This is a genomic window from Amycolatopsis sp. NPDC059027, from assembly GCF_042739735.1.
In the GTDB taxonomy this organism is placed as follows: Bacteria; Actinomycetota; Actinomycetes; order Mycobacteriales; family Pseudonocardiaceae; genus Amycolatopsis.
In genome coordinates this window covers 38,064-56,507 of sequence record NZ_JBHYIK010000063.1, presented here as the reverse complement: position 1 = coordinate 56,507, position 18,444 = coordinate 38,064, and the positions used below count along the sequence as shown (strand labels likewise).

Here is an 18,444-nt window from a genome sequence, read left to right as displayed (position 1 = left end):
GCACCGCGCAAGCAATGCGCGTAAGAATTCGAGCGAGACCCACGCCCATTGCGAAATGGCCACCCCCCCACCCTAACCCAACGCGTCGTAAACCTCGGAGCCGGGTTCACGACGCTTCTTTTCCGGCTTGCAGCCAGGGTTACTCAGCCGTAATAGGTCCAGAGCTCGACCCGGTCCGCCCGCTCGTAGCACTTACTGTCTCGACCGGAGGACCGGTACATCGCCAAAGCATCAAAGCCGCACTGGGTTTTCCCCGCCTGGTCGAGCGAGTACCACCGGACATAGACCCAGGTTCCCTGCGTGGTGAACTGGCCGGAAGCGGCGGAGGCCGAAACTGTGCCGGTCGACGGTGCCGCCATGGCAGCACCGGGCACGGAGACAGCGAGGCCGAGCGCCGCCATGGCAGCACCGGCACCGAACGCGATCTTACGAAGCACGTGGGTTCCTTACGTTCATGAAGTGAGCCGTTTCGAGGGGTGCGGGCCGACGCTAACAACCCACGATCCCCATAGACTGACGAATGTCCGTTCGGACATCGACCGTGCCGGAACTACCGCGAGGCCAGGCGAATACTCAGTTCGCGGGCCAGCGAACCCGGGCCGGAACCCCGTCAGGGGTCCCGGCGGAGTAGCAGCGCGAGTAAAGGTCCCTTGCTCCCACCCGGGCAAGAATCAGGCGTCGAGGGCCAGGGCGGTCACGACCTCCTGGGCACTCGCGGTCAGTTCCGCCAGGCCGGGGGGCGAAACCGAGCCGGTGCCCGCCAGCGCGTCGAAGATGGTGCCGTCGAGCCAGCCGATCAGCAGCCGCGTATGCCGCGAAGGATCCGGCGAGCCCGCGGCCGCGAGGACCTCGGCACAGCGCCGCCGGATCTCCAGGCCGCCGCGGTCGTACGCGGCTCGCAGTTCCGGACGGCGGGTGGCCTCCAGCGCGAATTCGTACCGGGCCAGCATCCGGGTCCGCCCGCGCGTGATCGCGTCGTACGCGGCGCGGGCCAGATACTCCGCAAGCCGACCGGATGGCGGCGAGGCGTCGAGGTTGTCGAGTTCGACCATCCGCGCGATCGCGAGTTCCAGCAGCGCCGCCCGCGTGCGCGCGTAGTACGACGTCGAGCCCGCGGGCAGGCCCGCGAAGCGATCCACCGCGCGATGCGTCAGGCCGCGCATGCCCTCGGCGGCGATCACCGCGATCGCGGCGTCGCCGATCGCGGCGACCCGGTCCGTCGTCGTTCCCGTCACCTCGGCAGTTTACCCGGTGCTCTACAGGTGTAGAGTCGGTCCTCTACAGACGTAGAGGGAGGCGCCATGGGGAACGCGGTCGTGGTCGGCGGGGGCATCGGCGGGTTGAGCGCGGCGGTCGCGTTGCACCGGGCCGGGTGGCAGGTCACGGTGCTCGAACGCGCACCGGAGTTCACCGAGATCGGCGCCGGGATCTCCTTGTGGCCCAACGCGGTGCGCGCACTCGAGTCGATCGGCGTCGGCGAGCGGCTCGCCCCGCTGCTCGCGGTCCAGCGCGGCGCCGGGCTGCACGACCGCCGCGGCCGCCGCCTCACCCACTGGGACGTCGACACCTTCGAGCGCCTGCAGGGCGGTCCGCTCACCGCCGTCCACCGCGCGGATCTCGTCGAAACCCTTCGCGCCGCGCTCCCGGAGGACCGGCTCCGCACCGGCGCCGAAGTCACCGAGGTCCGGCCGGACGGCCGCGTGCGCATCGGTGCCGAGGAAATCGAGGCCGACCTCGTCGTGGCCGCCGACGGCATCCGCAGCCGGATCCGCCAGGCCCTCTGGCCGGACCACCCCGCGCCGGTCTACTGCGGAGCCACCGCCATCCGTGGCATCGCGGAATTGCCCGAGCCGGTCGAGCTGACCACCACGTGGCACCGCGGCACCGAGGTCGGCGTGATCCCGCTCGTCGACGGCCGCGTCTACTGGTGGGCGGGTTACGTCACCGAACCCGGGATCCGGCACGCCGACACCAAGGCCTATCTGACCGCGCGGTTCGGCGGCTGGCACGCCCCGCTCCCGGCGGTGATCGCGGCGACCCCACCGGAATCCCTGCTGCACCACGACGTCGACTACCTCGCCACCCCGCTGCCCAGTTACGTCCGCGGCCGGATCGCGATGCTCGGTGACGCCGCGCACGCGATGCCGCCGTTCCTCGGGCAGGGCGGGTGCCAGGCGATCGAGGACGCCGTCGTACTGGCCCACGTCTTGTCCACAAAGGACACCATCGAAAGTGCCCTGCGCGAGTACGACGTCCAGCGCAGGGCCCGCAGCCAGCGGATCGTGCGCGCGACACTGCGGGCAGGGCAAGCGGGTCTGCTGCTACGCAATCCCGTCGCGACCACGATCCGTGCCGCGCTGCTGCGCGTGATACCGGCCTCGGTCGCGGCACGCGCCAACGGCGCCATCACGCGCTGGGAGCCTCCCCGCCCACCAGCCCTGCCTCGTACGCGGTGATCGCGGCCTGCACCCGGTTCCGCGCGCCGAGCCGGTTCAGGATCGTGCTGACATGCGCCTTGACCGTGCCCTCCACGACGAACATCTTCGCCGCGATGTCCGCATTGGACAGTCCGGCGGCCAGCAACGTCAGCACTTCCCGCTCCCGCGGCGTCAACGCGGCCACCCGCGAACGGGCCGCCGCGCCCCGGGCCAGCTGTCCACCGGAGAGCCGCGCGATCACCCGCTGCGCGACCTTCGGCGAGAGGAACGCGGCGCCCTCGGCCACCGCGTGGATCCCCGCGAGCAGTTCCCGAGGATCGCCCGACTTCAGCAGGAAACCGCTCGCGCCGAGGCCGAGCGCGCGTTCGATGTAGGCGTCCTCGCCGAACGTCGTCAGCATGATCACGCCGGTGTCCGGCAGCACGCGGCGGATCTCCTCGGCCGCGGCGAGCCCGTCGAGCACCGGCATCCGGATGTCGAGCAGCACGACGTCGGGCCGGGTGGCCAGCGCCTGGTCTACGGCCTCCCGTCCGTTGCCCGCCTCCGCGACGACCTCGATCGTGTCGTCGGCGGCGAGGATGGCCGCCACCCCGGCACGCATCAGCGCTTCGTCGTCAGCCAGCACCACCCGGATCACGCGACCCCCTCGGCTCGTCCTCGCTCAGCATGTCCTTCGACACCAGTATGTCGTCGGCGAAACACAGCCGATACGCCGCATAGTTCGCGTTGAGCCAAGTGCGTTCGGTGCCGTAGTAGACGCACTGCGCGTTCAACGGCGCCACCGGCCAGCCGCTCCGGGGCCGGGCGACCCGTTCCCGGGCCGGAAGCAACGGCGTGACCTGCTCCCGGCGCTGCCCGACCTGGAGCTGGGCATAGCTCGCGGAGGGCAGTTCCGAGGTGTACCACTGATAGAGGAACACCACCCCGCTCACCGCCAGCACGACGGCGAACAGTCCTAACGGGACGACGACCGCTTGGATCAGGCTTCGCCGTACGTCACGACGGGCCGACATCAGCTCCTTCGCCGACACCGATTCCTCGGCTTCGGCCACCTCACCGCTTGCGGCGGCCGGAGCGGCGTCGTGCGGCAAAATCGCCGCGACCTCGAAGCCGCCGTCTTTCGGCCCCGCCCGCAACGTCCCGCCGACCAGCCGGACCCGTTCACGCAGGCCGACGAGCCCACGCCGTCCCGAGGACGCGCCGGGCAGCGGCCCCGCCGGGCGCGCGCGATTGGTCACGCGCACCTCGGTCGCGTCACTGGTGTGGGAGACCGCCACCTCGACCGCCGCGCCGGGAGCGTGTTTGGCGACGTTGGTAAGCGCTTCCTGGACGACGCGGTAGACCGCGAGACGGACCATCGGCGGCGCGTCGGGCGCACTGTCCACTCGCGACTCGATGAGCATCCCGGACGACCGCGCGCGATCGATCAGCTCGCCGAGATCGCCCTGCACGGGTTCGACCGGCGCGGCATCCTCCCGCAGAACGCCGATGATCTCGCGAAGGCGCTCGGTGGCCGTGGCGGCGTTCTGCCGCAACTCCGCCGCGGCCGCGCGCTGTGTCTCGTCGAGTCCACCCGCCACTTCCAGCGCAGCCGCGCGCACGGCGAGCAAGGTCAGCTCGTGCCCGAGCGAATCGTGCATGTCGCTCGCGATCCGGGTACGTTCCCGCAGCCGGGCCTGATCAGCGATGATCTTCTGGCGGCTCTCCATCTCCTCGGCTCGACGCCAGCCGGTACGCGCCAGCTCGCCACGCAGGCGGACGTAGCGGCCCAGCAGCCACGGCGTGACCGACGCGAAGACCAGCGCGCCCATCATCGCGCCCCAGTCCGAGAACCCGGACTCGCCGAAGACCAGCGAGAACGGCAGCCCGATCGCCGCGACCACACCGAACGCGGCCAGCATCGGCCGCGCACCCGCCATCCGCAGCCCGGCCAGGTAGCTCATCCCGACCATCAGGAAGATCTCCCAGATCGGCACGCGCCCGCCGTAGTCGAACGGGATGACGAACACCCCGCACATCGCGACGCCCAGCGAAACCACCGGGTACCGCCGGGCGGTGACCACCGCGACCGTGACCGCGGCGAGCCCGCCGGCGAACTCCCACTTGACCGGGTTGTTCCAGCTGTCGGCCCGGACGAGGAACGCGAGCGCCAGCCACAGGAGGACGTCGAGGATCACCCGCCATCTGCGTTTGGTCCGTTCTCGCACGATCATCGACGCTACAAGCCCGCTCCCGGGCGCACCATTGGTCGAAAGTAACCCCTCTCGACGCCGCCCGATGCGCATATCCGCGCGCAGGCGGGCCGCATGAGGCATGATTACGCACCATGGCCGAGCGCACACTCGCCGACCAGCTCGGCGGTTACCTCCCCGAGGGCATCGAAGCCCTCGAGGAACACGAGAAGCTGGACCTCGCCGACGCACTGCGAGACGCGCGGCGGCGGCAAGCGAAGCATCTCGCCCAGGCGGGCGAGGAAGCCCTGCGTTACGTCCCGGCGTTGCTGCGCGGCGCCGTCCGCAAGGCAGTGGGCCTGTGACAGCGCGGAACTTCGCCGCACGCGCCGAGATTCTCAAGCTCGCGAGGGTGCTCGGCGTCGAACCGGAGAACCTGGACTACCTCGAACGGGTCGACGAGGACGATCTGCGTGCCTTCCGCGAGCAGGTCACCGACACCCTGTTCGACGCGAATCTCACCGTACTGCAACGCATGGCGCTGGCCAGCAGGCTGCTGCCCGGCGCGGTGCTGGCGAAGATCGCCGAACGCGTCTTCGGGCCGATGCTGTGCGCGCGGATCGCCGGGCTCGTGGACGTCAACCGGGGTATCGACGTCGCGAAACGGCTCTCGCCGAAGTTCCTCGCCGAGGTCGCCGCGGAACTCGACCCGCGAAGGGCGAGCGCGATCATCACGCGCATCCCGCTGGACACGGTCGTCGAGGTCGCGCGGGAGCTGACCCGGCGCGAGGACTGGATCACGCTCGGGCGGTTCGTCGGGCACCTGCCGGACGTCACGGTCCAGCGCAGTCTCGAAGTCGTCGGCGACGCCGATCTGCTGCGGATCGCCTTCGTCCTGGACGACAAGAGCCGGATCGACCACGTCGTCGCGCTGCTGCCGGAGGGCAGGCTGGCCGCGGTGCTCCGCGCCGCCGTCGACGACGAGGATCTGTGGGACCCCGCGCTCGACCTGATCACCCACCTGAGCGACGAACGGCTGGACACCGTGCTCGCGCTCGTCGACGAGCTGCCCGCCGGGCTCCGCGAGCGGGTTCAGGCGACGATCAGGTAGATCCCGTAACAGACGACCGCCGCGCACACGGCGAAACAGACGACCGCACCAGTCAGCGACGCCGTGCCGCTGCCGCCTGTCTCCCTCGCCGCGCTCCGCTCGGACAGCCCGCGGACGCCGAAGGAGAACAGCGTCGCCAGGACGGCGACCGTGCCCAGGGCGATGACGAACACGATCCCGAGCGCGCCCCAATCGATCTTCACGACGTTCCCCTCACACCGCGACCGGTTGCGGCTGCTCGTTTTCCGGTTCGTTGACCGTCTTCGCGTTGACGGGGTGGCGCTTGGACGCGAGGTAGATGCCGAGCGCGACGAGGACCCCGGCGACGCCGACGAGGATCGTGCCCCAGCTGCCCCGCGTCGAGACTTCGGCGGCGACGGCGCCGACGATCGCCGCGGCGGGCAGCGTCAACGCCCAGGCGATGACCATCTTGCCCGCGACGCCCCAGCGGACCTCGGCGAGCTTGCGGCCGATCCCGGACCCGATGATGCCGCCCGAGCACACGTGCGTCGTGGACAGCGCGAACCCGAGATGGGAGGACGCCAGGATGACCGCGGCCGCGCTCGTTTCGGCGGCGAACCCTTGCGGCGTCCGGATTTCCGTGAGCTTCTTACCCATGGTCTGGATGATCCGCCAGCCGCCGAGGTACGTGCCGAGCGCGATCGCCCCACCCGCGCTGAGGATCACCCACAGCGGTGGCCCCGAACCGGGGGCGAGCGAACCGGACGCGATCAGCGTCAGCGTGATCACGCCCATCGTCTTCTGCGCGTCGTTCGTGCCGTGTGCCAGCGAAACCAGCGACGCCGACAGCACCTGCCCGGTCTTGAACGTCTTGCCGACGACGTCCTGACGGGCCTTCGCGGTGATGCGATAGACAAGGAAGGTGCCCGCGATCGCCACGATCCCCGCGACGATCGGCGACGCGAGCGCCGGAATGAGCACCTTTTCGACGACTTTCGCGAAATGCACCGCGTCCGAGCCGGACGCGATCCACGTCGCGCCGATCAGCCCGCCGAACAGCGCGTGCGAGGAACTCGACGGCAGCCCGACCAGCCAGGTCAGCAGATTCCACACGATGGCGCCGACGAGCCCGGCGAAGATGATCACCGGGGTGACCTTGGTGTCGTCCACGATCCCGCCCGAGATCGTCTTCGCCACCTCGACGGAGAGGAACGCGCCGACGAGGTTCAGCACCGCGGAAATCGCGACCGCGACTCTCGGCCGCAGCGCGCCGGTGGCGATCGACGTCGCCATCGCGTTCGCGGTGTCGTGGAAGCCGTTGGTGAAATCGAACGCGAGCGCCGCGACGATCACCACGAGAACGATCAACGAGAAGTCCATGTGTTCCCCCCGTCGCGAGACGGACCCCGAGCCATTCCGACGCTACTCACCGATCGGGCCATGCCCGATCCCCTGGGCGTATCGGCTTCCTGAACTCTGCGTGAACCCGAGTGGGATTGTCCCTACCAGCGAAACAGCGGGACAGCGGATCCTCCAGTCCTTTGTGGACCAGGTCGCTGTTTTCAGGGCCGCTCGGCCGGTCGGTTGTCGTAGGACGCGCGGGCGGCGTGGACGCGGGACGCGTTGGCCCGGGACCAGTCGGCGATCGCGGTGGTGAGAGCGCCTGCCTCGATGCCGAGGGCGGTGAGGCCGTACTCGACGCGCGGCGGGATGGTCGGGTAGACGGTGCGGCTGACCAGGCCGTCGCGTTCGAGATTGCGGAGCGCCTGAGTGAGGGACTTCTGGGTCACGCCCTCGATGCGGCGACGCAACTCCGTGAAGCGCAGCGGCCGCTCGTGCTGCCGAAGCAGGCCGAGGATGTAGAGCGACCACTTGTTGGCCAGCACGTCCACCACGGTGCGCGACGGGCAGTCCTTCGAGTACACGGGTCCTGGGTCGGTATCCATCAGGTACCTATATATCGAGAAGGTGCCTACTACACAAGAGATACCACCCAGGCGCATGATCGAGCGGAAGACAGGACCGTGCTCAGTGCAAGGAGAACATCATGATCTTGGTCACCGGCGCGACCGGCACAGTGGGATCGGAAGCCGTCCGGCTGCTCGCCGCGCAGCACCATCCCACGCGGGCGCTGGTCCGTGACCCGTCCCGCGTACCGCACAGCGTCGCCGGGAGCGGCATGGAAATCGTCACCGGCGACTTCGACCGTCCGGACACGCTGGACGCGGCGATGCGTGACATCGACACTGTCCTGCTCATCAGCCCGGCCGTGCCCGCTCAGGAGATCGCGGTCATCGACAGCGCCGCGCGCCAGGGAGCGAAACACGTCGTCAAGATCACCAACCACAAGGCGTCAGCCGACTCCCCCGTCGACCGGCGACGAGGCCACGCGCGGGTCGAGGCGCACCTGAAGTCCACCGGGCTCGGGTACACGCTGCTCGCGCCGAACCTCTACCTGCAGAACCTTCTCACCTTCGCCCCGTCGATCAAGCAGACGCGGGGTTTCACGATGTCGGCGGGCGACGGCCAGGCCGGGATGGTCGACGCCCGCGACGTAGCCGCCGTCGCGGCGGCAATCGCCGCCACGGCCACCGACCACGCCGGGCGCACCTACCTGCTGACCGGTCCCGAGCTGATCACCTACACCGACGTCGCGAAGGAACTGGGCGACGCACTGGGACACGCGGTCGAGTACCGCCGGATTTCTCCTGACGAGCACCGGCAGGCGATGATCCGAGCAGGCCTCCCCGAGACTGTCGCAGCCTCCAACGCCCAGGTGTTCGGGCTGATCGCCGAAGGGGATGCGGCGTGGCTGTCCGACGACGTCGCATCGGTCACCGGCGCCCCGCCACGCAGCTTGCGCACCTTCATCGCCGACCACCTCACCGCCTTCGCCTGAGCCCGCCGGAAAGCCGCGACTCGGTCAGCTCATGCCGGCGGGCAGCGGATCCTGGTCCATGAACCGCAGCCCGTTCGCCGCGGATTCCCGCACCGCCGCGAAGCCGTACCGCCGCATTTCCGCCTCGTATTCGCCGATGGCGTCCGGCTTCCCGCTGCCCAACGCGGCGGCGAGCGCGGCGCCGTCCTGCATGGCGGTGTTCGCCCCGGCGCCGGCGGCCGGGCTCATCGCGTGGATCGCGTCGCCGACCAGTGTCACCGGCGTGGGCTCCCACGGCGGGATCGGCACGCTGGTCCGGATCGAGATGAGGAACGCCGTCTCGGGAATCCAGCTTTCGACCATCCGGGTCACGCGTGGATGCCAGCCCTTGACCCGTTCGAGAACCAGCTCCCGCATCGCTTCCCCGGACAGCGCCCGGAGTTCGTCGTCGGACTGGGCGAAGGTCTCCTTGCGGGCGCCGAACGCACAGGTCATGTACGGCTCGTGGTCACGGAGCCGGAGCCCGGGCGCAAGCCGCGCGCAGGCGTCGGCGACCGGCTCGGGGTAATCGACCGGCGCGATCCCGATCATCGACTTCTCCGGGCCGGATATGATGCTGAACACCGCGAACATGGCGGGATCGAACAGCTCCCGGGTCTCGGCGGTGAGCGGGATCTTGCCGTACAGCTGGCGGAGTCCGGTGTCGACGATCCTCGCGTGGGGCAGATATTGGCGGCGCACCGGCGAATTCACCCCGTCGGCCCCGACGAGGACCGAGCCACGGGCTTCGGTCCCGTCCGCGAAGTGCGCGATCACCGTGCCCCCGCGCCGTTCGTAGCGGACGAACTCCTTCCCGAAATGGACATTGCCGAGTCCTTCGAGCAGGATCTGCCGGAGCGTGAACCGGTTGATGTTGAGCTGGACCGGCCGGTGCTCCAGCCCGACCTCGGTGACGCGCGTGAGCTGGGTGTCGTAGATCGGGGTGGCGAACTTCGGGCGCCCCGACGTGGCACGGAACAGTTCGTGCAGGTGAGGTGGCAGCACCGCGCGCAGCGCGTCGTCTCCGCGAGAATCGATGTGCAGCCGGTAACCCTGACGGCGGAAATCCGGTGTGGGGTCGCTTTCGTAGACGGCGCAAGGTATTCCGGCCTTGCGCAGCCCTTGCGCCAGGCAGAGCCCGCCCAGCCCGGCGCCGATCACGAGCACGGCGTTTTCCGGCAGCTCATACGTGGTCATCGTGGTGTCCCTTCCGTACCAGTACTGGTTCGAGAGGGACGCACAGGGCAGGCCCGCTCGCGGCGGGCACTCGGAGATAACGCGATCACGTCGTCCGGCCTAACCCATACCGGACAGAGGTCTTTCGCGCGTCCTTTCCCCTTCACGCTAGCGCAGGATTTCCCTTCGCCGCCACATCTTTGGCCGCGTCCCGCCGTCGCTGCGGCCCGGCCGCGGGGTGTGGCGGTGGCCGGTGGGGCCTCCTTGAGGGACCCAGAGTCCCTCGTTGTGCCCCCCACAGACCACCCTGACCTGCGGAAGAGGAGCAAGGGACCTTTGCTAACGTCCTTGAGCACACCAACGATTAGCGCACTAACGAACGTGAGCAAAGGTCCCTTGCTCCTCCCGCCGCGAACGGAAGATCTCGTGCAGCGGCGGCTAGCGCAGCCGGGCACCCCGCCGCCACACCGCCCACGTCAGCGGCACCCCCGGCCGGTACGCCAGATGGGTCACCGAGGGCGCGTCGAGCACGTGCACGTCGGCCCGCGCGCCAGGGCGCAGCACGCCGACGTCGCTCCGCCGCAACGCGCGCGCTCCTCCCGCGGTCGCCGACCATACCGCTTCCTCGATGCTCATCCGCATCTGCAGCACGGCCGTCGCCACGCAGAACGCGACCGACGTCGTGTACGAACTGCCCGGGTTGGCGTTGCTGGCCAGCGCGACCGTCGCCCCCGCGTCGAGCAGCCGCCGCGCGGGCGCGAGCGCCTGACGTGTCGACAAATCGCACGCGGGCAGCAGCGTCGCGACGGTGTCCGACGCGGCGAGCGCCTCGACGTCGGCATCGCTCAAGTACGTGCAGTGATCGACGCTCGCCGCGCCCAGCTCGACCGCGAGCCGCACCCCGGGACCTTCGCCGAGCTGGTTGCCGTGGACGCGCAGCCCGAGCCCGCGCCCCGCGGCGGCCTTGAGCACGCGGGCCGACTGCGCCTGGTCGAACGCCCCGGTCTCACAGAAGACGTCCGCCCAGCGCACGTGCTCCGCGACGGCGTCGAGCATGTCGCCGCACACGAGGTCCACATAGGACTCGACCTCCGCGCCCGGCGGCACGAGATGAGCGCCGAGGAAGGTGACCTCGTCGGCCACCTCGGCGGCGATCCGCGCCGAGCGGGCCTCGTCGGCGACGTTCAGGCCGTAGCCGGTCTTGGTCTCCAAACAGGTGGTGCCCTGCCACGCCGCCTCGTCGACGTGCCGCCGCAGGTTCGCCGCCAGCTCGGCGTCCGAGGCCTCCCGCGTGGCACCGACCGTGGTCGCGATTCCGCCCGCGCTGTAAGGCTTTCCCGCCATCCTCGCCTCGAACTCGGCGGTCCGGTCCCCAGCGAAGACGAGGTGCGTGTGGCTGTCCACCCACCCCGGCAGCACCGCGCGGCCTTCGACGTCGACGCGCTCATCGGCGTCGGGCGCGTCCGCCACGGGGCCCGCCCAGGCGACCTCGCCACCGTCGAGCACCAACGCCGCGTCGTGCAGTTTGCCCAGTTCCGGATCGTTCGTGGTGAGTTCGCCGATGCCGGTGATCAGAACTGCCACAGTGCCTCGATCTCCTTGGCCAGTACGGTTTCCGGACGTTCGATGAGCTGGTGCTCGCCGTCGCGGACGAGCTCGCGGCCCGCGACCACGACGTGCCGCACGTCGGCGCCGGACGCCGCGAAGACCGCGCCCGAGGGTTCGATCCCGGCCGTTCGCACCGAATCGAGGCCGATCGTGACGAAGTCGGCGGCCGATCCCGTCGTCAGCGTCCCGGCCTCCGGCCAGCCGACGGCGCCGTGGTCCGTCGCGGCGGCCAGCAGTTCGTCAGCCGAGAACCGGCCGCGTTCCTCGCTGGCCAAGCGTTCGTTCAGCTCCAGCGCCCTGGTCTCCTCGAAGGCGTCGACGACGGCGTTGCTGTCACTGCCCACGCACAGCCGCACCCCGGCGTCGAGCAGCGCGCGGGCAGGGCCGATGCCGTCGCCGAGATCGCGTTCGGTGGTCGGGCAGAAGCAAGCCCGGCCGCGTGCCGCGCCGAGACGTTCGATGTCGAGTTGCGTCAGGTGCGTGGCGTGCACGGCGGTCAACCGCTCGCCGAGCACGCCGTGGTCGTACAGGATCGTCGTCGGTGTCCGGCCATACGCCGCCAGGCACTGCTCGTTTTCCGCCCGCTGCTCGGAAAGGTGGATGTGCAGCGGCCGATCCGACGGCGTCCCCTTGTCCACATCGGACAGCTGGCCGGCCGGGACGGCGCGCACCGAGTGGATGGCGCCGCCGACCCGGAACAGCTCGTCCTCGGCCAGCCCGGCGACCCGCCGCGCCCAGTTCTCCGCGGAACGGTCGGAAAACCGTTGCTGCACCTCGTCCGGCTCGACGCCGATGCCGCCCGCCAGATAGCACGTGTCGAGCAGGGTCAGCCGGATCCCGGCGTCCGCCGCGGCGCGGCGCAGCGCGTCACCCATCGCGTTCGGCTCTGCGTAAGGCTTTCCGCCGGGCGCGTGGTGCAGGTAGTGGAACTCACCGACGCTGGTGTACCCGGCAAGCACCATCTCCGCGTACACCCCGCGCGCGAGCCGATAGTACGTGTCAGGGTCGAGACGGGAGGCCAGCGCGTACATCCGGTCACGCCAGGTCCAGAACGTGCCGCGCTCGTGGTGGGTCCGCCCGCGCAGCGCGCGGTGGAACGCGTGCGAATGCCCGTTGGCGAACCCCGGCACGGTCAGTCCCGCCAGCTCCGTCCCGGCACGGGGCGCGTCCGGAGTCACCTGGGCGATCCGGCCGTCGGCGACCTCGATCCGGACCGCGTCGGCGAGGCCGTCCGGCAGCCAGGCCCGCTCACACCAGTACGTCGTCATGCCGACATTTTCTCCAGAACCTCGGCTAGTGCGCGAGCCCCCTGCTCGACGTCGTCGGCCTCGGCGAATTCCTCCGGTGAATGGCTGATCCCCGTCGGATTCCGGACGTAAAGCATGCCGGACGGGACGAATCCGGCCAGGATCGCGGCGTCGTGCCCGGCGCCCGTCGGCAGTTCGGGCGGATTGCCCAGCCACGTCCCGAGATCCCGCCGCAGCGCCTGGTCGAACACGACATCGTCCGAATAGGACTCCCGGGTGATCTCGACCCGGCAGCCCTCGCTCTCGGCTGCCGCTCGTGCCGCCTCGGCCAGTTCGTCGACCAGCTTGATCGTCCTCGTGTCACCGGGAACCCGCGCGTCCAGCCAGAGGTCCACAGTGGACGCGATGACGTTGGTGCCACCCGGCGTCGGTACGAGCCTGCCCACGGTGGCACGCGCGTCGTCGAGCGTCTTGGCGAGCCGTCGCGCGGCGACGACCGTCTCCGCGGCCGGGATCATCGGATCGTGCCGGTCGGTGATCAACGTCGCCCCGGCGTGGTTTCCCTGACCGGAGAAGGAGAATCGCCAGCGCCCGTGCGCGATCACGGTGCTACCGACCGCGACCGGCGAGCCGAGGTCGATCAGGCCGCGCCCCTGCTCGACGTGCAGTTCGACGAACCGGCCGATGCGCCCGAGCGACTCCTTGTCCGGCCCGATTCGCTCCGGGTCGAGCCCTGCCTTCGCGGCCGCCTCGGCGAAAGTGACGCCGCCCGGGTCGCGCAGCGCACGGGCCTTGTCGACATCGATGGTGCCCGTCACGAGCCGGGAGCCGAGGCACGGCACGCCGAACCGGCCACCCTCCTCCTCCGCGAAAACCACGATCGCGAACGGCTTGGCCGGGCGGAACCCCTTGTCCTGCAGGAGTTCCACGGCGGTCAGCGCACTGGCGACGCCGAGCGGGCCGTCGAACGCGCCGCCGCCGGGAACCGAGTCCAGATGGCTCCCGGTCACGACGGCGTCCGGGCCGGGCGTTCCCCACCAGGCCCAGATGTTGCCGTTGCTGTCGGTCTCGATGTCGAGGCCGATTCGCTGCGCGCGTTCCACGAACCACGTCCGCAGCTCGCGTTCGGCGGCGTCGAAGACGTGCCGCGAGTAGCCGCCGCGTTTGCCGTCGGTGCCTACGTCCGCGATCTCGCCGAGCAGCCCGCTCGCCGTCATCAGCTCTCCTTCATGGGCACTCGGACGCCCCGCTCGTCCGCGACGTCGGACGCCCGCTCGTACCCGGCGTCGACGTGCCGGATGACGCCCATCCCGGGGTCGTTCGTGAGCACCCGCTCCAGTTTCTGCGCCGCCAGCAGTGTGCCATCGGCGACCGTGACCTGCCCGGCGTGGATGGACCGGCCCATACCGACCCCGCCGCCGTGGTGCAGCGACACCCAGCTCGCCCCGGACGCGGTGTTGACCAGCGCGTTCAGCAGCGGCCAGTCGGCGATCGCGTCGGAACCGTCGGCCATGCCCTCGGTCTCGCGGTACGGCGAGGCGACGCTGCCGGAGTCGAGGTGGTCACGCCCGATGACGACCGGCGCTTTGAGCTCACCGCTGGCGACCATCTCGTTGAACCGCAGGCCCGCCAGATGCCGCTCGCCGTAGCCGAGCCAGCAGATCCGCGCCGGAAGCCCTTGGAAGGCAACGCGTTCGCCGGCCAGCTTGATCCAGCGCGCGAGGGATTCGTTCTCCGGGAACAGTTCCAGCATCGCGCGGTCGGTCGCGGCGATGTCCTCCGGGTCGCCCGAGAGCGCGGCCCAGCGGAACGGCCCGTTGCCCTCGCAGAACAGCGGCCGGATGTAGGCCGGGACGAACCCGGGGAAGTCGAAGGCGCGCTCGCAGCCACCGAGTTTCGCCTCGCCACGCAGGGAGTTGCCGTAGTCGAACACCTCGGCACCACGGTCGAGGAAGCCGAGCATCGCGTCGACGTGATCGGCCATCGACTCGCGGGAGCGGTCGGTGAACTCGTCGGGCTTCTTGGCCGCGTAGTCGTGCCAGTCGTCGACCGAGATTCCCTTGGGCAGATAGGAAAGCGGGTCGTGGGCCGAGGTCTGGTCGGTGACGATGTCGACCTCGACACCGCGTCGGAGCAACTCCGGCAGTACCTCGGCGGCGTTGCCGACAACGCCGACGGACAGCGCGCGCTTCTCCTTCTTCGCGGTAGTGACGCGGGCGATGGCGTCGTCGAGATCGTCGGCGACCTCGTCCAGGTAGCGCGTTTCGACGCGGCGGTGCGCGCGCTGCGGATCGCATTCGATGACGAGCGCGACGCCGTCGTTCATCGTGACCGCGAGGGGCTGCGCGCCGCCCATGCCGCCGAGCCCGGCGGTGACGGTGAGCGTGCCCTTGAGGCTGCCGCCGAACTTCTTCTTCGCGACCGCGGCGAAGGTTTCGTAGGTGCCCTGCAGGATTCCCTGCGTGCCGATGTAGATCCAGGACCCGGCGGTCATCTGCCCGTACATCGTCAGGCCCTGCTGTTCCAGGCGCCGGAATTCGGGCCAGGTCGCCCAGTCGCCGACCAGGTTCGAGTTCGCGATGAGCACCCGCGGCGCCCATTCGTGCGTGCGGAACACGCCGACCGGCTTGCCGGACTGGACGAGCAGTGTCTCGTCATTGTCCAAAGTGGTCAGTTCGCGGGTGATGGCGTCGAAGCTCGCCCAGTTGCGGGCGGCCTTGCCGGTGCCGCCGTAGACGACGAGGTCCTCGGGGCGCTCGGCGACGTCGGGGTCGAGGTTGTTGTGGAACATGCGCAGCGCGGCCTCGGTCTGCCAGCTCTTGGCTGTGCGCTGGGTGCCACGTGCGGCGCGGATCGTGCGGGACATGTCAGACCTCCAGCCTGGCCGCGGCGAGCACTGCGCCCGACGCGACGAGTTCTTCGACAGCGGCGATTTCCGGCGCCAGATGCCGGTCGGGCCCCGGCCCCTCGACGCGGGTGCGCACCAGCTCCCGGACACGGCCGGTGACCGGCGACGGTTCGAGGGGGGCGCGCATGTCGAGCGCGCGGGCGGCGGTGAGCAGTTCGATCGCGAGGACGGTGGTGAGCCCGTCGACGGCCTTGCGCAGCTTGCGCGCGGCCGACCAGCCCATGGAGACGTGGTCCTCCTGCATGGCGCTGCTCGGGATCGAGTCGACCGAGGCGGGCACGGCGAGCCGTTTGAGTTCGCTGACCACCGCGGCCTGGGTGTACTGGGCGATCATGTGCCCGGAGTCGACACCGGGGTCGTGCGCGAGGAACGGCGGCAGGCCGTGCGAACGGGCCTTGTCGAGCATCCGGTCCGTGCGGCGCTCTGCGATGCTGGCGACGTCGGCGAGCGGGATGGCGAGGAAGTCGAGCACATACGCGACGGGCGCGCCGTGGAAGTTGCCGTTGGACTCGACGCGGCCGTCGGCCAGTACGACGGGATTGTCCACAGCGGACCGGAGTTCGCGGTCGGCGACGAGCTCCGCGTGAGTCAGGCTGTCGCGGGCGCCGCCGTGCACCTGCGGCGCGCAGCGCAGCGAATAGGCGTCCTGGACGCGGTTGCAGTCCGGGCCCCGGTGACTCTCGACGATCTTCGAGCCCTGAAGGGCCTTGAACATCCGGGCGGCGCTGGTGGCCTGGCCGGGGTGCGGCCGCAGCGCCTGGAGGTCGGCGGCGAAAACGCGGTCCGTGCCGAGCAGCGCCTCGACGCTCATTGCCGCGGTGATGTCCGCGACGTCGAAGAGCTTGCGAAGGTCCGCGGCGGCGAGCAGGAGCATGCCGAGCATGCCGTCGGTCCCGTTGGTGAGCGCGAGGCCTTCCTTCTCGGCGAGGACGATCGGCTCGATACCCGCGCTCTTGAGCGCCTCTGCGGCAGGCTTGATCTCGCCGTCGTGGCTGACTTCGCCCTCTCCCATCAGCGCGAGCGCGATGGCGGCGAGCGGAGCGAGGTCACCAGAGCAGCCGAGCGAGCCGTACTCGTGGACGATCGGGGTGATGTCCGCGTTGAGCATGGCCGCAAGCGTTTGCGCGGTGACCGGGCGGACGCCGGTGTACCCGCTGGCGAGCGTCCGCAGACGCAGCAACATCAGCGCGCGAACGACCTCGGCCTCGACCGCCGGGCCCGCCCCGGCGGCGTGCGAGCGGATCAGCGACCGCTGGAGCGCCGTCCGGCTCTCGAGCGGGATGTGCCGGGTGGCGAGCGCGCCGAAGCCGGTCGAGACGCCGTACGTCGGCGTCGCGGCGTGGGCGAGATTCTCGATGTGCTGGCGAGTGGCGGCGAGGTTCTTCTCGGCCGCGTCACTCAACGCGACGGGCGTACGCCCGCGGACGACGTCGACGACCTGTTCGGCGGTCAGCGGCTCCGCGCCCAGGACGACACGAGCGTCACCCGGGCGCGGCGAGGTTACGGAGTCGGGCATGGGCTCATTGGACAACGTCGTGACGCCTGGTGGGATGCCCCGGAGAGTGGTTGTGTCTGGAATCCCAGACGCGTCCCGTTAGGCTCCCCGGAGGAGCAAGGGACCTTTGCTATCGATCGTTTGCTTCGGCTAAACAAGCGTGAGCAAAGGTCCCTTGCTTCATCCCGACGCGGAGGAGGTGGCCGATGGGTGAAAGCAGCGAGGTCCCGGCGCTGCGACGTGGGCTGGCCGTGCTGCGCCTGCTCGCGGGGCGCGCGGGCCCGGTGACGGCCGCCGCCATCGCCCGGGAGCTCGGCCTCCCCCGGTCCACGACCTATCACCTGCTGAACGAGCTCGAAGCCGCCGGTTTCGTCGCGCATCTGCCCAGCGAGCGCCGATACGGGCTCGGGATCGCGTCCTTCGAACTGGGCTCGGCCTACCTGCGGCACGATCCGCTGGAACGGCTCGCGGGCCCGTTGCTGCGGAAACTCGTCGACCGGGTCGGGCACACCGCGCACCTGGGCGTCCTGCACGGCAGCGAATCGCTGTACCTGATCAAGGAACGTCCCACCCGCCCGGAAACGCTGGTGACCGACGTCGGCGTGCGGCTGCCCGCGCAGCTCACCGCGTCCGGCCGCGCGATCCTGCGGCATCTGCCCGCCGCGCATGTGCGCGCCCTGTTCCCGGCCACCTCGTCGTTCGTCCTGCGCACCGACCGGGGTCCCCGCACGCTGGCCGACCTGCGCCGGACCCTGACCGAGGAACGGCGGCTCGGCTGGTCGGTCGAAGACGGTCACGTCACCGCCGGATTCGCGTCGGTCGCGTGCCCGGTCTTCGACCACGGCGCCCGCCCGATGGCGGCCATCAGCGTCACGCTGCGCCACCTCTGCCCGGACGAACCCGAGGTCTGCGGCCAGACCTGGCCGGACCTCGCGGCGGAGGTCGCCGCCACTGCTGCCGAGCTCACCACCCGGATCGGCGGCGTGCCGGGTTGAGCGAGGGACCTTTGCTCACGTTGTTTAGCCGAAGTAACGAGCGTGAGCAAAGGTCCCTCGCTTCGCTCCCGGCCCACGGGCTGAACACGCAGTTGGTGCGATCGGGCCAACTGCCGCCGAACGACTCGATTCCGTAGCTGTCGGTCACTACCGTGGACGACGAGTGGGCACGGGGAGAAGGCCGCTCATGGGGACGCGCGGTTTCCGCGCGAGGGGGAGGCATCTGCGCCATGGAATGCCGTGAAGTTCGTGCACCCGGTTTCGTTTCGCCACGGTGGTGGTCACGAAGACCCGCCGGAACCATCCCGGCAATAGCCGTCAGGCGTGGGCCCGTGTGATGCGCATGGCCGCGGAGCCGAGCCGGTACACCCGTAGCCCACTCCTCTGGTTGGCCCGATGGCGTCTCTGGTCGCAGCG

18 protein-coding genes are annotated in these 18,444 nt (G+C 70.2%); 5 read left to right on the top strand and 13 right to left on the bottom strand.

Features of this window, described 5'->3' with window-relative positions:
* Positions 1-143: 143 nt before the first annotated feature.
* Both ACFWY9_RS34260 and ACFWY9_RS34255 read right to left on the bottom strand, forming a co-directional pair.
* A complete protein-coding gene (locus ACFWY9_RS34260) occupies positions 144-437 on the bottom strand; it encodes a hypothetical protein (protein ID WP_378340802.1) in 294 nt (97 codons plus the stop codon).
* A 234-nt stretch (positions 438-671) separates the two neighbouring features.
* Entirely contained in the window at positions 672-1,163 is a 492-nt protein-coding gene (locus tag ACFWY9_RS34255; protein WP_378340803.1) for a TetR/AcrR family transcriptional regulator, read from the bottom strand.
* 138 nt (positions 1,164-1,301) lie between these two features.
* On the opposite strand from ACFWY9_RS34255, the gene ACFWY9_RS34250 reads away from it, so the two are divergent.
* Entirely contained in the window at positions 1,302-2,456 is a 1,155-nt protein-coding gene (locus ACFWY9_RS34250) for an FAD-dependent oxidoreductase (RefSeq protein WP_378340801.1), read from the top strand.
* Here ACFWY9_RS34250 and ACFWY9_RS34245 read toward each other — a convergent pair.
* A complete protein-coding gene (locus tag ACFWY9_RS34245) occupies positions 2,407-3,075 on the bottom strand; it encodes a response regulator (RefSeq protein WP_378330326.1) in 669 nt (222 codons plus the stop codon). The genes ACFWY9_RS34250 and ACFWY9_RS34245 overlap by 50 nt on opposite strands.
* Positions 3,053-4,645: a sensor histidine kinase gene (locus ACFWY9_RS34240; protein WP_378330325.1), complete on the bottom strand. Its 1,593-nt coding sequence runs from the start codon at positions 4,643-4,645 to the stop codon at positions 3,053-3,055. The genes ACFWY9_RS34245 and ACFWY9_RS34240 overlap by 23 nt, the downstream gene beginning before the upstream one ends.
* Positions 4,646-4,764: 119 nt before the next feature.
* Between ACFWY9_RS34240 and ACFWY9_RS34235 the strand changes: the two genes are divergently transcribed.
* Together ACFWY9_RS34235 and ACFWY9_RS34230 are read left to right on the top strand one after the other, a co-directional pair.
* Positions 4,765-4,974, top strand: coding sequence for a hypothetical protein (locus ACFWY9_RS34235; protein WP_378330324.1), 210 nt, complete (start codon positions 4,765-4,767; stop codon positions 4,972-4,974).
* A complete protein-coding gene (locus ACFWY9_RS34230) occupies positions 4,971-5,720 on the top strand; it encodes a hypothetical protein (protein WP_378330323.1) in 750 nt (249 codons plus the stop codon). The genes ACFWY9_RS34235 and ACFWY9_RS34230 overlap by 4 nt, the downstream gene beginning before the upstream one ends.
* On the opposite strand, the gene ACFWY9_RS34225 is transcribed toward ACFWY9_RS34230, so the two are convergent.
* From ACFWY9_RS34225 to ACFWY9_RS34215, 3 genes are all read right to left on the bottom strand, one after another.
* The gene (locus ACFWY9_RS34225; RefSeq protein WP_378330322.1) at positions 5,702-5,923 is read right to left on the bottom strand and encodes a hypothetical protein; all 222 of its coding nucleotides are present in this window, start codon (positions 5,921-5,923) and stop codon (positions 5,702-5,704) included. The genes ACFWY9_RS34230 and ACFWY9_RS34225 overlap by 19 nt on opposite strands.
* A gap of 10 nt (positions 5,924-5,933) precedes the next feature.
* Entirely contained in the window at positions 5,934-7,061 is a 1,128-nt protein-coding gene (locus tag ACFWY9_RS34220; protein WP_378340800.1) for an anion permease, read from the bottom strand.
* 182 nt (positions 7,062-7,243) lie between these two features.
* The gene (locus tag ACFWY9_RS34215) at positions 7,244-7,627 is read right to left on the bottom strand and encodes a winged helix-turn-helix transcriptional regulator (RefSeq protein WP_378330321.1); all 384 of its coding nucleotides are present in this window, start codon (positions 7,625-7,627) and stop codon (positions 7,244-7,246) included.
* A gap of 101 nt (positions 7,628-7,728) precedes the next feature.
* On the opposite strand from ACFWY9_RS34215, the gene ACFWY9_RS34210 reads away from it, so the two are divergent.
* Positions 7,729-8,580, top strand: a complete 852-nt coding sequence (locus ACFWY9_RS34210; protein ID WP_378340799.1) for an NmrA family NAD(P)-binding protein — start codon at positions 7,729-7,731, stop codon at positions 8,578-8,580.
* Positions 8,581-8,604: 24 nt separating this feature from the next.
* Here the strand turns inward: ACFWY9_RS34210 and ACFWY9_RS34205 are convergent, their stop codons facing one another.
* The 6 genes from ACFWY9_RS34205 to hutH all read right to left on the bottom strand — a co-directional run bounded on the left by ACFWY9_RS34205 (position 8,605) and on the right by hutH (position 17,053).
* Positions 8,605-9,795, bottom strand: a complete 1,191-nt coding sequence (locus ACFWY9_RS34205; protein WP_378340798.1) for an FAD-dependent oxidoreductase — start codon at positions 9,793-9,795, stop codon at positions 8,605-8,607.
* 417 nt (positions 9,796-10,212) lie between these two features.
* Positions 10,213-11,358 (bottom strand): imidazolonepropionase, encoded by a 1,146-nt coding sequence (hutI, locus tag ACFWY9_RS34200; protein WP_378340797.1) that lies wholly within the window; start codon positions 11,356-11,358, stop codon positions 10,213-10,215.
* Positions 11,346-12,650, bottom strand: a complete 1,305-nt coding sequence (locus tag ACFWY9_RS34195) for a formimidoylglutamate deiminase (RefSeq protein WP_378340796.1) — start codon at positions 12,648-12,650, stop codon at positions 11,346-11,348. Before ACFWY9_RS34195 ends, hutI begins: the two co-directional genes overlap by 13 nt.
* On the bottom strand, positions 12,647-13,846 hold the full coding sequence (locus ACFWY9_RS34190) for an allantoate amidohydrolase (RefSeq protein WP_378340795.1): 1,200 nt from the start codon (positions 13,844-13,846) through the stop codon (positions 12,647-12,649). Before ACFWY9_RS34190 ends, ACFWY9_RS34195 begins: the two co-directional genes overlap by 4 nt.
* Entirely contained in the window at positions 13,846-15,495 is a 1,650-nt protein-coding gene (hutU, locus tag ACFWY9_RS34185; RefSeq protein WP_378340794.1) for a urocanate hydratase, read from the bottom strand. The genes ACFWY9_RS34190 and hutU overlap by 1 nt, the downstream gene beginning before the upstream one ends.
* A gap of 1 nt (position 15,496) precedes the next feature.
* Positions 15,497-17,053 carry a histidine ammonia-lyase gene (gene hutH / locus ACFWY9_RS34180; RefSeq protein ID WP_378330314.1) on the bottom strand — a complete coding sequence of 519 codons (1,557 nt, stop codon included), beginning with the start codon at positions 17,051-17,053 and terminating at the stop codon, positions 15,497-15,499.
* Between the two features lie 185 nt (positions 17,054-17,238).
* On the opposite strand from hutH, the gene ACFWY9_RS34175 reads away from it, so the two are divergent.
* Positions 17,239-18,027 (top strand): IclR family transcriptional regulator, encoded by a 789-nt coding sequence (locus ACFWY9_RS34175; RefSeq protein WP_378330313.1) that lies wholly within the window; start codon positions 17,239-17,241, stop codon positions 18,025-18,027.
* Positions 18,028-18,444 lie beyond the last annotated feature (417 nt).

Bases quoted from the DNA above. Each gene is read 5' to 3' on its own strand.
- ACFWY9_RS34210 (WP_378340799.1), top strand. From the start codon at position 7,729: ATGATCTTGGTCACCGGCGCGACCGGCACAGTGGGATCGGAAGCCGTC.
- ACFWY9_RS34235 (WP_378330324.1), top strand. From the start codon at position 4,765: ATGGCCGAGCGCACACTCGCCGACCAGCTCGGCGGTTACCTCCCCGAG.
- hutH (WP_378330314.1), bottom strand. From the start codon at position 17,053: ATGCCCGACTCCGTAACCTCGCCGCGCCCGGGTGACGCTCGTGTCGTC.
- ACFWY9_RS34220 (WP_378340800.1), bottom strand. From the start codon at position 7,061: ATGGACTTCTCGTTGATCGTTCTCGTGGTGATCGTCGCGGCGCTCGCG.
- ACFWY9_RS34205 (WP_378340798.1), bottom strand. From the start codon at position 9,795: ATGACCACGTATGAGCTGCCGGAAAACGCCGTGCTCGTGATCGGCGCC.
- ACFWY9_RS34190 (WP_378340795.1), bottom strand. From the start codon at position 13,846: ATGACGGCGAGCGGGCTGCTCGGCGAGATCGCGGACGTAGGCACCGAC.
- ACFWY9_RS34175 (WP_378330313.1), top strand. From the start codon at position 17,239: ATGGGTGAAAGCAGCGAGGTCCCGGCGCTGCGACGTGGGCTGGCCGTG.
- ACFWY9_RS34195 (WP_378340796.1), bottom strand. From the start codon at position 12,650: ATGACGACGTACTGGTGTGAGCGGGCCTGGCTGCCGGACGGCCTCGCC.
- ACFWY9_RS34255 (WP_378340803.1), bottom strand. From the start codon at position 1,163: ATGCGCGGCCTGACGCATCGCGCGGTGGATCGCTTCGCGGGCCTGCCC.
- ACFWY9_RS34215 (WP_378330321.1), bottom strand. From the start codon at position 7,627: ATGGATACCGACCCAGGACCCGTGTACTCGAAGGACTGCCCGTCGCGC.
- hutU (WP_378340794.1), bottom strand. From the start codon at position 15,495: ATGTCCCGCACGATCCGCGCCGCACGTGGCACCCAGCGCACAGCCAAG.
- ACFWY9_RS34250 (WP_378340801.1), top strand. From the start codon at position 1,302: ATGGGGAACGCGGTCGTGGTCGGCGGGGGCATCGGCGGGTTGAGCGCG.